Raw genomic sequence first — 13338 nt, forward strand, 5'->3', positions numbered from 1 at the left:
GGACCCTGGGGGGATACCCACTCGCCGTCCCGTTGGCCCGGTTGTTCCGCTGGCCGGGAACCCGGATGGCGGAATCGGGCCGCCCGTAGCTCACAGCTGCACCGCCCGGTGATGCCCCGCAGTCGTGCCTCTCGTGTCGAACAGGAGATCCGCGCGATCGGCCAGCTCCACGACGTCGATCGCGCTGTGCGGCTGCAGCAGGATCGTCAGGTCGGCTCGCTCCGCCTCGTCCAGCAGATCGACGGCCGGCTCGACCCGGGCACCGGAGACCTGCCAGCTCGGCACGTGCGGGTCGAAGTAACGCAGCTCCGCACCCCGGCGCCGGAGCTCGACGGCCACCGCGGTCGCCGGCGTCTCACGCTGGTCAGCGATGTCGGGCTTGTACGTCACCCCCACCAGCAGCACTCGCGAGCCCTTCACCGCCTTGCCGCGATCGTTGAGAAGGTCAGCCGCCCGGTTGACGACGTGCAGCGGCATCCGGGAATTGATCTCCTGGGCCAGCTCGACGAACCGGAACGGAATTCCCAGCGACTTCACCTTGTACGACAGGTAGTTCGGGTCGATCGGGATGCAGTGTCCACCCACCCCGGGCCCGGGATAGAACGCGGCGAATCCGAACGGCTTCGTTGACGCACAGCGGATGGCATCCCACAGGTCGACACCGATCTCCCGGCAGAACATCGCCATTTCGTTGACCAACGCGATGTTGATGTGACGGTAGGTGTTCTCCAGCAGCTTGGCCATCTCGGCCTCACGAGTGCCCTTTGCCTCCACCACCTGGCCGACGAACTGTTCATACAACCGCCGCGCGGCCTTCGTGCACTGCTCGGTGTGGCCGCCCACCACCTTCGGCGTGTTCTCCAGTCCGAACTTCGGGTTACCTGGATCGATGCGCTCCGGGGAGAACGCCAGATGGAAATCGACGCCGGCCCGCAGTCCACCCGCCTCGAGCGCCGGCCGCACCACGTCGTCGGTCGTACCCGGGTACGTCGTGGACTCCAGAACCACCAGTGCGCCCGGCCGCATGTGCTCGGCGATCATGCCGACAGCGCTGGTGACGGCGCCGAGATCCGGTGCCCCGTGGTCGGTGAGCGGGGTCGGAACACAGATCACCACCGCGGCGGCGGAGCCGATCACGGAGCTGTCAGTGGTAGCGGTGAAACCGCTCGCCAGCATGGCGGCCACATCCGCGTCGGAGATGTCGTCGACATGCGAGCGTCCCGCGTTCAGACCGTCCACAACCAGTTGGGAACGGTCCAGCCCAACTACTCGCAGCCCTGCTCGCACGGCTCCCCGGACCAGTGGCAGTCCCACATAGCCGAGGCCGATCACGACCAGATCAGTCCCCCGTGCAGTACCCATCGCGCGTGCAACTCCCCGAAACGACAACCGGACACAACCCAGCGCACCCTCGGTCCATCGCACAACACGCCGTCCGCTTCGCTGGTTGGCGACCGCGCAACCCTGCGAAGGGACTGCGGTCCGGAGCCGGCGAAGGCCCAGGGGTCCAACTTGTCCGTTTTCGGCGGCTTGGCTAGGTCATCAAGCGCCCGAGGATACTTGCATGGCGACTCGTGAATTCCTATACGTGAACAGTCCAGATCTGAGCCTCTGTGAGTCAAAACACGCCGAATGATCACGAAGAGTAACGCCGCGGTATTGCCACGCCCGCGCCGTTGTCCAGGGCGACACAGGGGCGGCACTTGATTGCCACATAGCTGATGTTCCGTCCGGCTTCGCGCGCTCGGTCAGTCCGCGGCCAGGGGCGGGCGGATCCGGAAGGAACTCGCGGTCCGGAACTCGCGGGTGTCCTTGACGTAGCCGATGCCGAGCTGGGAGCCGGTCCAGCGCAGGTAGAAGTCCGGATAGTTGGCCGACTGCAGCATGACCGTGCCGGCGTCGACGCCGGGCTTCGGGCAGTAGGTGGCGTCGCCACGGAAGACCGCCGTGTCCTCCGGGGCGCTGGTGCGTTCGCGCAACTCGTAATGACGCAGGTAGCGGCCGTCGAGGGTGCGGAACGAGACGCAGGCCGGGTCGGCGAGACCGGCGACCGCGATGAACGTGGCGCGCCGGCGGCTGGAACCGCTGCTGCTCGTGCCGACGCCGGTCACGGCAGCCTGCTCGGTCCCGTCGCCGGCGGTCAGGTAGCCGCCGTTGATCCAGGCCAGGGAGAGGCGTCCGAGCGCGACGATCCCGGCCGGCCCCGCCGAGACGGGGGGCGACGTGGTAGTCGAGGGGGCGGACGACGTGGTGGTGGAGGGTGCGGGCGACGCGGCGGTGGACGGTGCGGCAGCCGGTGGTGCGGCGGGCGGCGCGGTGTTCGTCCGCGGCCGTTCCGGATTCGGCTGGCGGACGATCGGGACGGTGATCGCGGTGGCGGCGGCGATCGCTGCGACGGCCGCGGCGAGCGGGTGCGCGGCGATGATCTTGGTGGCGGCGGCGATCGCGCCGGTCGCGGGTGCGGCCCCGGCGGTGCCGACGGCGACCACCTTCGCCAGGGTCGCCTCGGCGAAGCCGGCCGGCACCGCGAGCGCGGGAAGGCCGGCCAACAGGCGCTCGGCGGGCACCCGGTTGCCGGCGACCGCCGCACACCGTCGGCAGGAGCGGACGTGCCGGGCGACGCGCTTGCGCCACAGCGGGCTCGGCTCGGCCTCCCAGCCGGTGACCAGGGCGGTCAGCTCCGGGCAGCGCGGCTCCGCCGACAGCGCGCCGACGACGCCGCGCGCCAGGTCGAGCTCGGTGCGCATCCGCTGGATGCGGACGCCGCAGTGGGCGACGCTGACGCCGAGGGTCTCGGCGATCTCGGCCCGGGTCATCCGGCCGGCGACCTCCTGCCACCAGAGCGCGAGCAGCGCCCGATCGCCGGGGTCGAGCCAGCGGGTGGCCTCGGCCACCTCGCGGCGTTGCCCGGAGAGGGCGAGGCGCACCGCGGTGACGTCTTCGAGGTCCGCGCCAGGGTCGGGCCGCCCGGCCGCCTCGTCCAGCAGGGCGGCCTGCTGGTGCACGCCGGCCTGGCGCTCCTGATGGGTCCCGACCTGCCGGACCGCGATGGCGGTCAGCCACGGCCGGAAGCTGGCCGGCTGCCGGAGCGCGGGAAGTTTCCGGACGGCGCGCAGCATGGTCTCCTGGACCACGTCGTCGGTGTCCTCCCGGCGCCCCAACGCCCGGCCGACCAGGTCGTAGACCAGGGGCAGATGCCGGGCCACCAGACGGTCCAGCGCGGCCCGGTCGCCCCGCTGCGCCGCGGTGACCAGGGCTGCCACCTCGTCGTCCACCGTCGTCATCGACACACATACCTCTGTCCGGTCACCGGGCTGCCCTGCTGGCGCGAAATAGTAACTCCGTCATCTCGTACTCGGCTACAAGTAGCTATCCGGGTCGGCGGCGAGAGTAATCTCAGACGAATTTAAGAATCGCATTTTCCAAAAGTTGTTATGTGGTCCAGGTGCTCCGGGTCGGCCCTTCTGGACGAGGCGACAGTGTCGCCCTGCGTAGCCTGAGCTGGTGTTATGTCGGCGCTTCCGGTCCGCCGCCGCCATTTTTTGATACGAACTTGAGTCTCGCAAAATGTTCTGGCAATATCCGTCAGCGGCTTGGGATCGCTCCCATTAATGGCGTTCCCGGCATGACCGCTCGGCTCACAGAAATCCCCCACCCCGGAAGGTTTCACCATGGCAAGTTCCGCATCCCCGCGGCGTCGCCTGCGCAAGTACCTGCCCGTCCTGCTGACCGGCGCGATCGCGGCGGGCGTCGCGATCGCCTTCGCCGGCACCTCGGATGCCGCCACCACGCTCGGCGCCTCGGCAACGGCCAAGAACCGCTACTTCGGCGCCGCGATCGCGGCGCCGAAGCTCGGCGACAGCACCTACGCCACCCTGTTGCGGACCGAGTTCACCTCGGTGACGCCGGAGAACGAGATGAAGTGGGACGCCACCGAGCCGTCCCGCGGCACGTTCACCTACACCGCCGGTGACCGGATCGTCAGCACCGCGCAGGCCAACCGTCAGCAGGTCCGCGGGCACACCCTGGCCTGGCACTCACAGATGCCGTCCTGGGCGCAGGCGCTGTCCGGCAGCGCGCTGCGCTCCGCCATGCTCAACCACGTCACCCAGGTCGCCACCCACTACAAGGGCAAGGTCTACGCCTGGGACGTGGTGAACGAGGCCTTCGCGGACGACGGCCGGGGCTCGCGGCGCAACTCGGCGCTGCAGCAGACCGGCAACGACTGGATCGAGGCGGCGTTCAAGGCGGCCCGGGCCGCCGACCCGAACGCCAAACTCTGCTACAACGACTACAACACCGACGGCGTCAACGCGAAGAGCACCGCCGTCTACACCATGGTCAAGGACTTCAAGGCCCGCGGCGTCCCGATCGACTGCGTCGGCTTCCAGTCCCACCTGACCAACACCGCGCCCAGCGACTACCAGGCCAACCTGCAACGCTTCGCCGACCTCGGCGTCGACGTCCAGATCACCGAGCTGGACATCTCCGGCAGCAACCAGGCCGCTGCGTACGCCGCCGTCACCAAGGCCTGCCTGGCCGTGTCCCGGTGCACCGGTATCACCGTCTGGGGCATCCGGGACAGCGACTCCTGGCGCACCGGCGCGAACCCGCTGCTGTTCGACGCCTCCGGCGCCAAGAAGGCCGCCTACACCGCGGTCCTGAACGCGCTCAACGCCGGCAGCGGCTCGAGCGGCAGCGGCTGCACCGCGACGACGAGCGCCGGCACCGTCTGGGGCGACCGGTACAACACCTCGGTGACCGTCACCGGCGCCGGCACCTGGTCCGTCGTCGTGGTGAGCACCGCGCCGCAGAAGGTCACCTCCGTCTGGAGCGGCACGGCGACCTGGGACAGCAGCGGAAACGTGATGACCGTGAAGTCGAACGGCTCCGGCAACACGTTCGGGTTCACCACCGCCTTCAACGGCAACACCACCGCCCGGCCGCAGATCCGGTCCTGCACCGCCGGCTGACCGTCGCACCTCCCCGAACCATCCCCAAGGAGCACATGATGGCAACTCGACCGGGACGCCGCCGCTGGTGGCGTATCGCTCTCGCCGCGGTCACCCTGGCCGCCGGCGGTGGCGCCGTCGCGATCACCGCCTCCCAGGCGTCCGCCGCCACGATCAACACCAGCGCCTCGTACGTGCTGGTCAACCGCAACAGCGGCAAGGCTCTGGACGTCTACAACCTGGCCACCACGGACGGCGCCAAGATCGTTCAGTGGGCCCGTAACGACCAGACGCAGCAGCAGTGGCAGTTCGTCGACTCCGGCGGCGGCTACTACCGGCTCAAGTCGAAGCTGTCCGGCAAGGTCCTCGACGTCCTCAACCTGTCGACCGCCGACGGCGGCGCGATCGTGCAGTGGACCGACAACAACACCACCAACCAGCAGTTCAGCGTCCAGGACGTCGACGGCTACCTCCAGCTGATCAACCGCAACAGCGGCAAGGCCCTCGAGGTGCAGGGCGCGTCCACCGCCGACGGCGGCGCCGTCGTCCAGTACACCGACTGGAACGGCGCCAACCAGCAGTGGCAGCTCGTCCAGGTCGGCTCCACGACACCGACCACCTCGACCGGCAGCTGTGCGCTGCCGTCGACGTACCGGTGGTCCTCGACCGGGCCGCTGGCCACCCCGAAGTCCGGCTGGGCCTCGCTCAAGGACTTCACCACCGCGCCCTACAACGGCAAACAGCTGGTGTACGCCACCACGCACGACACCGGGTCGTCGTGGGGCTCGATGAACTTCGGCCCGATCACCAACTGGCCGGACCTGGGATCGGCGAGCCAGAACACGATGACCGCGGCCGCGGTCGCGCCGTCGCTGTTCTACTTCGCGCCGAAGAACATCTGGGTGCTCACCTACCAATGGGGCGGCGCGGCGTTCTCCTACCGCACGTCGAGCGACCCGGCCAACGCCAACGGCTGGTCCGCGGCGAAGACGCTGTTCTCCGGGAGCATCTCCGGCTCCGGCACCGGGCCGATCGACCAGACGATCATCGGTGACGGGCAGAACATGTACCTGTTCTTCGCCGGCGACAACGGCAAGATCTACCGGGCGAGCATGCCGATCGGGAACTTCCCCGGCAGCTTCGGCAGCACCTCGACGGTGGTCATGAGCGACACGACGAACAACCTGTTCGAGGCGCCGCAGGTCTACAAGGTGCAGGGCCAGAACCAGTACCTGATGACGGTGGAGGCGGTCGGCGCCAACGGGCGCTACTTCCGGTCGTTCACCGCCACCAGCCTCGGTGGCACCTGGACGCCGCAGGCCGCGACCGAGAGCAACCCGTTCGCCGGCAAGGCCAACAGCGGCGCCACCTGGACCAACGACATCAGCCACGGCGAACTGGTCCGGGTCAGCGCCGACCAGACGATGACCGTCGACCCCTGCCACCTGCAGCTGCTCTACCAGGGGCGGTCGCCGAGTTCCGGCGGTGACTACGGACTCCTGCCCTATCGGCCGGGGCTGCTGACCCTGATCCGCTGACGCCTCGCGCAGCGCCCACCGCGATCCGGTGGGCGCTGCGCCCTGACCCGCCGTGTCCGGTCAGCGCCTCGAGCGCCGAGGCGCGCCGCCGGGCGTGGCATGACCACCATTGCCCGCGGCCTGACCCAGGACGGCATTCTGTGCCCCTCCGCCCACGACCGCGCTCGGAACTCCCACCGGATGACTGAGGTCTGGGAAGTGTCGGCTGTATGCATGACGAACGATTTCGACGGAGAGCGCGGGTCTTCGGCGAGCGCGCCGGGGCATCGGCTTCGACGCCGAGCACCGGGAAGAGTTGCCACTCAATGATGAGCAGGCGTGCCCGCCGATCGCTTCGCGATGGTGGCTCCTCCCGCCTGGCTTTGGAAGCCTGGGTGCACGGGTGGATGACCTTCGTGTCGCCAACGAGTGAACGGTGTCAGGCCGGCCCGCGCCGTACCGGCCTGACGAGGACTCAGCCGTTCAGCTTGCGCCAGCGCAGCGGTGCGCTCAGCTTCGACATGATGGTGATCAGCTCGTACGCGGCGTGCGACGCGGCGACGCTGGTGATGTCCGCGTGGTCGTAGGCCGGGGCGACCTCCACCAGATCGGCCGAGACGAGCTGGCAGCCGGCCAGACCGCGGAGGATCTCCAGCAGCTCGCGCGAAGTGAGACCGCCCGCCTCCGGTGTGCCGGTGCCTGGAGCGTGTGCCGGGTCCAAGACGTCGATGTCGATCGAGACGTAGAGCGGGCGGTTCCCGATGCGTTCCACGAGCTGCTGGACGACCTCGTCGACGCCGCGCCGCATGACGTCGGCCGAGGTGACGATGCCGAAGCCCATCGCCTCGTTGTCCTTGAGGTCCTTCTCGCCGTAGATGGGGCCGCGGGTGCCGACGTGCGAGAGAGCCGAGGTGTCCAGGATGCCCTCCTCGACCGCGCGCCGGAACGGCGTCCCGTGCGTGTACTGCTCGCCGAAGTAGCTGTCCCAGGTGTCCAGATGGGCGTCGAAGTGCAAGAGCGCCACCGGGCCGTGCTTGCGGGCGACGGCCCGCAGCAGCGGCAGGGCGATGGTGTGGTCGCCACCCAGCGTCATCAGACGTGCGCCGCCGTCGAGCAGTTCGCCGGCAGCCGCCTCGATCGTCTCGATCGCCTCGTTGATGTTGAACGGGTTCGCGCTGATGTCGCCGGCGTCAGCGACCTGCGAGTAGTGGTATGGGTAGATTCCCTGGGCCGGGTTGTACGGCCGGAGCATCCGGGACGCCTCGCGGACGGCGTTCCCGCCGAACCGGGCGCCCGGCCGGTAGGACACCCCCGAGTCGAAGGGGACGCCCACCACCGCCACCTCGGCTGAGTCGACCTGGTCGAGCCGGGGGATCCGGCCGAAGGTGGCCGGCCCCGCGAAGTGCAGGGTGCGGTCGCTCTCCTCGGGTGCCAGCGGCTGATTTACGCCGCCTGGTGCCTCCGTCATGGTTGTTCACTCCTCCTGGTTCCGGTGACTTCAGTCTTTGATCTCGCAGATCAGCGCCCCGCTGTGCACGTTCGTGCCGACCTCGGCGGTCATGCCCTTGATGACGCCCGCGCGGTGGGCCTGCAGCGGCTGCTCCATCTTCATCGCCTCGAGGACGACGATCAGGTCGCCGGCCGCCACCCGCTGACCGTCGGCGACGGCGACCTTCGTGATGGTTCCGTGCATCGGGGAGGTCAGCGCCTCGCCGCCACCGGTGCCGCCCCCGGCCGAGGCGGCTCGGCGCTGCGGCGGCCGTTTGGCCTGACCGGCTGTCGGGGTGGCCCCGCTCAGGCCGGCCGGGAGGGTGACCTCGACCCGCTTGCCGCCCACCTCGACGATCACGGTCTCCCGTTCGGCCGCGACGGCCGTTTCGCCGGCCGGCGCCGGATACGGATCGATCCGGTTGTCGAACTCGGACTCGATCCAGCGGGTGTGCACGCCGAAGGGGCTGTCGTCCTCGGGGGCGAACGCCGGATCGGTGACCACCGCCCGGTGGAACGGCAGTGTGGTGGCGATCCCGTCGACCTGGAACTCGGCCAGGGCGCGGCGGGCCCGCTGCAGCGCCTGGCGCCGATCGCGGCCGGTGACGATCAGCTTGGCCAGCATCGAGTCCCACGCCGGTCCGATCACCGCACCGGTCTCGACGCCGGTGTCCAGGCGTACCCCGGGGCCGGCCGGCGGCGCGAACCGAGTCACCGTGCCCGGCGCGGGCAGGAACCCCCGGCCCGGGTCCTCGCCGTTGATCCGGAACTCGATCGAGTGGCCTCGGGCGGGCGGGTCGTCGTACCCGAGGTGTTCGCCGGCGGCCAGCCGGAACATCTCCCGGACCAGGTCGATGCCGGTCACCTCCTCGGTGACCGGGTGTTCGACCTGCAGCCGGGTGTTGACCTCCAGGAAGGCGATGGTGCCGTCCCGGCCGACGAGGAACTCGCAGGTCCCGGCGCCGACGTAGCCGGCCTCGCGGAGGATCGCCTTGGACGCGCGGACCAGGGTGTCGCGCTGCCCGGGCGTCAGGTACGGGGCCGGGGCCTCCTCGACCAGCTTCTGATGCCGGCGCTGCAGGGTGCAGTCGCGGGTGGACACCACCACCACGGCGCCGTGCCGGTCGGCCAGGCACTGCGTCTCGACGTGCCGGGGCCCCTCCAGGTAGCGCTCGACGAAGCACTCGCCACGGCCGAACGCGGTGACCGCCTCGCGGACCGCCGAGTGGTACAGCTCGGGGATGTCGGCCAGGTCGCGGGCCACCTTCAGGCCGCGGCCGCCACCGCCGTACGCGGCCTTGATGGCGACCGGGAGACCGTGCTCGGCGGCGAACGCGATCACCTCGTCGGCGTCGGCGACCGGGTTCGGTGTGCCAGGGGCGAGCGGAGCGCCGACGCGTCCGGCGAGGTGCCGGGCGGTGACCTTGTCGCCGAGGGCCCGGATCGCCGCCGGGGGCGGGCCGATCCAGGTCAGTCCGGCGTCCAGGACGGCCTGGGCGAAGTCGGCGTTCTCCGACAGGAACCCGTATCCCGGGTGGACCGCGTCGGCGCCGGACTCGGCCGCGGCTCGCAGCACCTTGGCGATGTCCAGGTAGCTTTCCGCCGGGGTGTCCCCACCCAGGGCGTACGCCTCGTCGGCGACCCGCACGTGCAGGGCGTCGCGGTCCGGCTCGGCGTACACCGCGACCCCGATCAGCCCTTCGTCGGAACAGGCCCGCGCGATGCGGACCGCGATCTCGCCGCGGTTGGCGATGAGTACCTTGCGCACGACAGCTCCTCGGTTTGTCCGGTGACGGTCATCGGGTGGGCGGGGGCAACCAGCCCGCGGCCCGCCAGGCGCCCGGCCCGAGCTCGGCTGGGCGGCCGGTCATGTGCCGGGCGGGCGCCGCCCATGTCCCGCCGGCCGCCTGCCCGGGCTCGATGCTGGGCGTCCGGGACCGCAGCACGATGGCGACCACGACCGCGGCCAGTTGTTCGGCGCTCGGCTCTCCGGTCACGACGAGGTGCGTCCGCGCCGTGCTCACAGCGGGATGTTCCCGTGCTTGCGGGAGATCCGGGTGCTGCGCTTGTCCCGGAGGGCGTCCAGGGCGCGGGTGACGGCGAGCCGGGTCTCGTGCGGCATGATCACCTCGTCGACGTAGCCACGTTCGGCTGCGACGTACGGGTTGCACAGGGTGCGTTCGTACTCGGCGCGCAGGCGACGCCGTTCGGCCGCTGGGTCGTCGGCCTCGGCGACCGCGCGCCGGTGCAGGACGGTCACCGCGCTCTCGCCGCCCATCACCGCGATCTCCGCGGTCGGCCAGGCCAGATTGATGTCGACGCCCAGGTGCTTGGAGCCCATCACGCCGTATCCGCCGCCGTAGGCCTTGCGGGTCACCACGGTGACCATCGGGACGGTCGCCTCCGCGTACGCGTAGATCAGCTTGGCGCCACGCCGGATGATGCCGTCGGTCTCCTGCTCCAGGGCCGGCAGGAAGCCGGGCACGTCGACGAAGCTCAGGATCGGCACGTGGAACGCGTCGCACATCCGGATGAACCGGGCGGCTTTCTCGCACGCGTCGATGTCCAGGGCGGCCGCGGCGACCATCGGCTGGTTGGCCACCACCCCGACGCTGCGCCCGGCTACCCGGCCCAACCCGCAGATGATGTTGCGGGCGAACAACTGCTGGGTCTCCAGCAGCTCGCCGTCGTCGAGCACGGTGCGGATCACCTGCTGCATGTCGTACGGCTGATTGGGCCGATCCGGAATGATCGTGTCCAGCCGGCGGTCGCCGTCGGTGACGTCGGTGGCCACCGGGGTGTCGAAGACCGGCGGTTCCTGCATGTTGTTCGACGGCAGGTGGCTGAGCACCAGCCGGACGTACTCGAACGCGTCCTTCTCGTCCTGGGCCAGGTAGTGCGACGAACCCGAGACGGTGTTGTGCCGCATCGCGCCGCCCAGCTGCTCCCGGTCGACCCGCTGGCCGGTGACGGTGTGCAGCACGTCCGGGCCGGTCACGAACATGTGCGAGATGTTCTCCACCATCACCACGACGTCGGTGACCGCCGGCGCGTACACCGCGCCGCCCGCGCACGGACCCACCATCAGGGAGATCTGCGGGATCACCCCAGACGCGGCGACGTGGCGTTTGACCAGCTCGGCGTAGTACGCCAGGGAGACGACACCCTCCTGGATCCGGGCGCCGCCGGAGTCGTTGATCCCGATGATCGGGCAACCGGTCCGCAGCGCCAGGTCCATCACCTTGACGATCTTCTCGCCGTACACCTCACCGAGGCTGCCGCCGAAAACGGTGAAGTCCTGGGCGAAGACGCAGACCCGCCGGCCGTCGATGGTGCCGTACCCGGTGACCACGCCGTCGCCCAGCGGCCGGTGCCGGTCCATCCCGAAATCCCGGCTGCGGTGCCGGGCGAAGGCGTCCAGCTCGACGAACGAGCCCGGGTCGAACAGTGCGTCGATCCGCTCGCGCGCTGTCATCTTGCCCTTGGCGTGCTGGCGTTCGGCGGCATCGGTCGTGGCCCCGGCGGCCAGTTCCGCGCGGCGGCGGCCCAGTTCGGCGAGCCGGTCCGCGGTGCTCGCCGAGATCTCGTCAGCGGACATCGGCGGCACCTGCCCGTACCGGCTGGACCGGCTCGGCCGCGGTGAGCTGGCCGTCCAGGTACAGCGAGCGGCAGGCGCGGCGCTGGACCTTGCCGCTGGAGGTGCGGGGCACGGTGCCGCGCTGAACCAGCAGGATTTGGTCGGCGTCCAGCCGTACGCCGTCGCGGATCGCGGCGTGGATCCGGTCGCGCAGCTGAGCCGGGCCGGTCGCCCGCAGCACCCGGCCATCGGCCTCGACCACGACGATCAGCTGCTCGGTTCGCCCGTCGTCGACCGAGAAGGCGGCGGCGCAGTTGGTGCGCAGTCCCTCGGCGGCGGACTCGGCGAGCAACTCGATGTCCTGCGGGTAGTAGTTGCGGCCGCTGCGGATGATGACGTCCTTGAGCCGGCCGGTCACATACAGCTCGTCGTCAACAAGAAAACCTAGGTCACCGGTACGCAGGTAGGCCGCGTCCGTCGGATCGCCGGCGATCCGCGCGGCGAACGTCTCGGCGGTCTCCCCGGCACGGTCCAGATAGCCCAGGGCGACGCACGGCCCGTGGATCCACACCTCACCGACGACGCCGGGCGGGCAGAGCGCGCGGGTCTGCGGGTCGACCACCCGCACCCGGGTGCGCCCGGCCGCCCGGCCCGACCCGACCAGCGGCTGCACGTCGGCGGCGCCGGCGACCGCCGGCTCGGCCCGTCCTTCCCGCAATGCGCGGCTCGACACCCACCGCACGCTGGGCAGCTCGCTCTCCACCGAGGCGGTCGCCTTGAGGGTGTTCTCGGCGAGGCCGTATCCGGCGCACATCGCCTCCGCGGCGAACCCGGCCGCGGCGAATCGTTCGGTGAACGCCTCGATGGTGTGCCAGCGCACCGGCTCCGCGCCGTTGGCCGCGACCCGCCAGCAGGACAGGTCCAGAGCGTCGCCGGGCGCCGTCTCGGCGGCACGCACGCACAGGTCGTAGGCGAAACTGGGCGCCGCCGCATGCGTGCCCCGGAACCGGGAGATGGCCCGCAGCCAGCGCTGTGGACGGCGGATGAACGCTTCGGGCGCCATCAGATAGGCCGGGATGCCGGCGCACAGCGGCAGCATGATGCCGAACAGCATGCCCATGTCGTGAAACAGCGGCAGCCAGGACACCACCACGTCATCGGTACGCAGCGGCCACGACTCCTCGGTCTCGGCGACGTTGGCGACGAAGTTCGCGTGGGTGACCATCACCCCCTTCGGGTCACCGGTGGAGCCCGAGGTGTACTGCAGCAGCGCGATGTCGCCGGGCTCCGGCGCGGCGCCGGACCACCCGTCGGCCGGCGGCACGAGCGACTCGGTGTCGATCAGCACCAGCCCGTGCAGTTCGGGGGCGTCCGCGAAGTCCGCCTCCAGGCGCTGCTTGATCGCGCCGGTGGTCAGCACCGTCGTGGTGCCGGCGTCGTCGGCGATCCGGCGCAACCGTCGCAGGCTGCTGCGCCGGTTCGGCACCTGCACCGGCGCGGCCGCGATCCGGGCGTGCAGGCAGCCCAGCAGCGTACGGATGAACTCCAGCCCGGACGGATACAGCAGCACCGCTCGGCCCCCGGCCAGCCCGGCCCCGGCCAGCGCCGCGGCCCGCGACCGCGCGTCGTCGTCCAGCTCCCGGTAGGTCAGCGTGTCACCGGGCTCCTCGCCGTCCCGCAGGAAGATGTAGGCGGCCTCGTCCGGCTGCTTCTCCCGCCGCAGCCGTAGCGCGTCGGTCACGGTGCTGAACGCGGTCGCCCGCGCTTCGAATCCCGTGCTCGTCATGGTGTGTCCTCTCTTCGG

Annotated in this window: 9 protein-coding genes; 2 read left to right on the top strand and 7 right to left on the bottom strand. The window is 70.5% G+C overall.

Annotated elements, in window-relative coordinates; all coding sequences use genetic code 11:
• Positions 1 to 90: 90 nt before the first annotated feature.
• Both BJY16_RS19185 and BJY16_RS19190 read right to left on the bottom strand, forming a co-directional pair.
• Entirely contained in the window at positions 91 to 1362 is a 1272-nt protein-coding gene (locus BJY16_RS19185) for a nucleotide sugar dehydrogenase (protein WP_185040855.1), read from the bottom strand.
• A 386-nt stretch (positions 1363 to 1748) separates the two neighbouring features.
• Positions 1749 to 3284, bottom strand: coding sequence for a sigma-70 family RNA polymerase sigma factor (locus BJY16_RS19190; protein WP_185040857.1), 1536 nt, complete (start codon positions 3282 to 3284; stop codon positions 1749 to 1751).
• 387 nt (positions 3285 to 3671) lie between these two features.
• On the opposite strand from BJY16_RS19190, the gene BJY16_RS19195 reads away from it, so the two are divergent.
• Both BJY16_RS19195 and BJY16_RS19200 read left to right on the top strand, forming a co-directional pair.
• A complete protein-coding gene (locus tag BJY16_RS19195; RefSeq protein WP_185040859.1) occupies positions 3672 to 4973 on the top strand; it encodes a glycoside hydrolase family 10 protein in 1302 nt (433 codons plus the stop codon).
• A gap of 38 nt (positions 4974 to 5011) precedes the next feature.
• The gene (locus BJY16_RS19200) at positions 5012 to 6490 is read left to right on the top strand and encodes a non-reducing end alpha-L-arabinofuranosidase family hydrolase (RefSeq protein ID WP_185040861.1); all 1479 of its coding nucleotides are present in this window, start codon (positions 5012 to 5014) and stop codon (positions 6488 to 6490) included.
• A 454-nt stretch (positions 6491 to 6944) separates the two neighbouring features.
• On the opposite strand, the gene speB is transcribed toward BJY16_RS19200, so the two are convergent.
• The 5 genes from speB to BJY16_RS19225 are packed head-to-tail and all read right to left on the bottom strand — an operon-like array spanning position 6945 to position 13320.
• Positions 6945 to 7937 (bottom strand): agmatinase, encoded by a 993-nt coding sequence (gene speB / locus BJY16_RS19205; protein WP_185040863.1) that lies wholly within the window; start codon positions 7935 to 7937, stop codon positions 6945 to 6947.
• Positions 7938 to 7967: 30 nt separating this feature from the next.
• Positions 7968 to 9725 (bottom strand): acetyl/propionyl/methylcrotonyl-CoA carboxylase subunit alpha, encoded by a 1758-nt coding sequence (locus BJY16_RS19210; RefSeq protein ID WP_185040865.1) that lies wholly within the window; start codon positions 9723 to 9725, stop codon positions 7968 to 7970.
• Between the two features lie 28 nt (positions 9726 to 9753).
• Positions 9754 to 9981, bottom strand: a complete 228-nt coding sequence (locus BJY16_RS19215) for an acyl-CoA carboxylase epsilon subunit (protein ID WP_185040867.1) — start codon at positions 9979 to 9981, stop codon at positions 9754 to 9756.
• Complete coding sequence (locus BJY16_RS19220) at positions 9978 to 11555, bottom strand: acyl-CoA carboxylase subunit beta (RefSeq protein ID WP_185040869.1); 1578 nt, start codon at positions 11553 to 11555, stop codon at positions 9978 to 9980. The genes BJY16_RS19215 and BJY16_RS19220 overlap by 4 nt, the downstream gene beginning before the upstream one ends.
• Positions 11545 to 13320 carry a fatty acyl-AMP ligase gene (locus tag BJY16_RS19225; RefSeq protein ID WP_185040871.1) on the bottom strand — a complete coding sequence of 592 codons (1776 nt, stop codon included), beginning with the start codon at positions 13318 to 13320 and terminating at the stop codon, positions 11545 to 11547. Before BJY16_RS19225 ends, BJY16_RS19220 begins: the two co-directional genes overlap by 11 nt.
• Between the last annotated feature and the right edge of the window lie 18 nt (positions 13321 to 13338).

The sequence above is a fragment of the Actinoplanes octamycinicus genome, assembly GCF_014205225.1.
Classification (GTDB): domain Bacteria; phylum Actinomycetota; class Actinomycetes; order Mycobacteriales; family Micromonosporaceae; genus Actinoplanes; species Actinoplanes octamycinicus.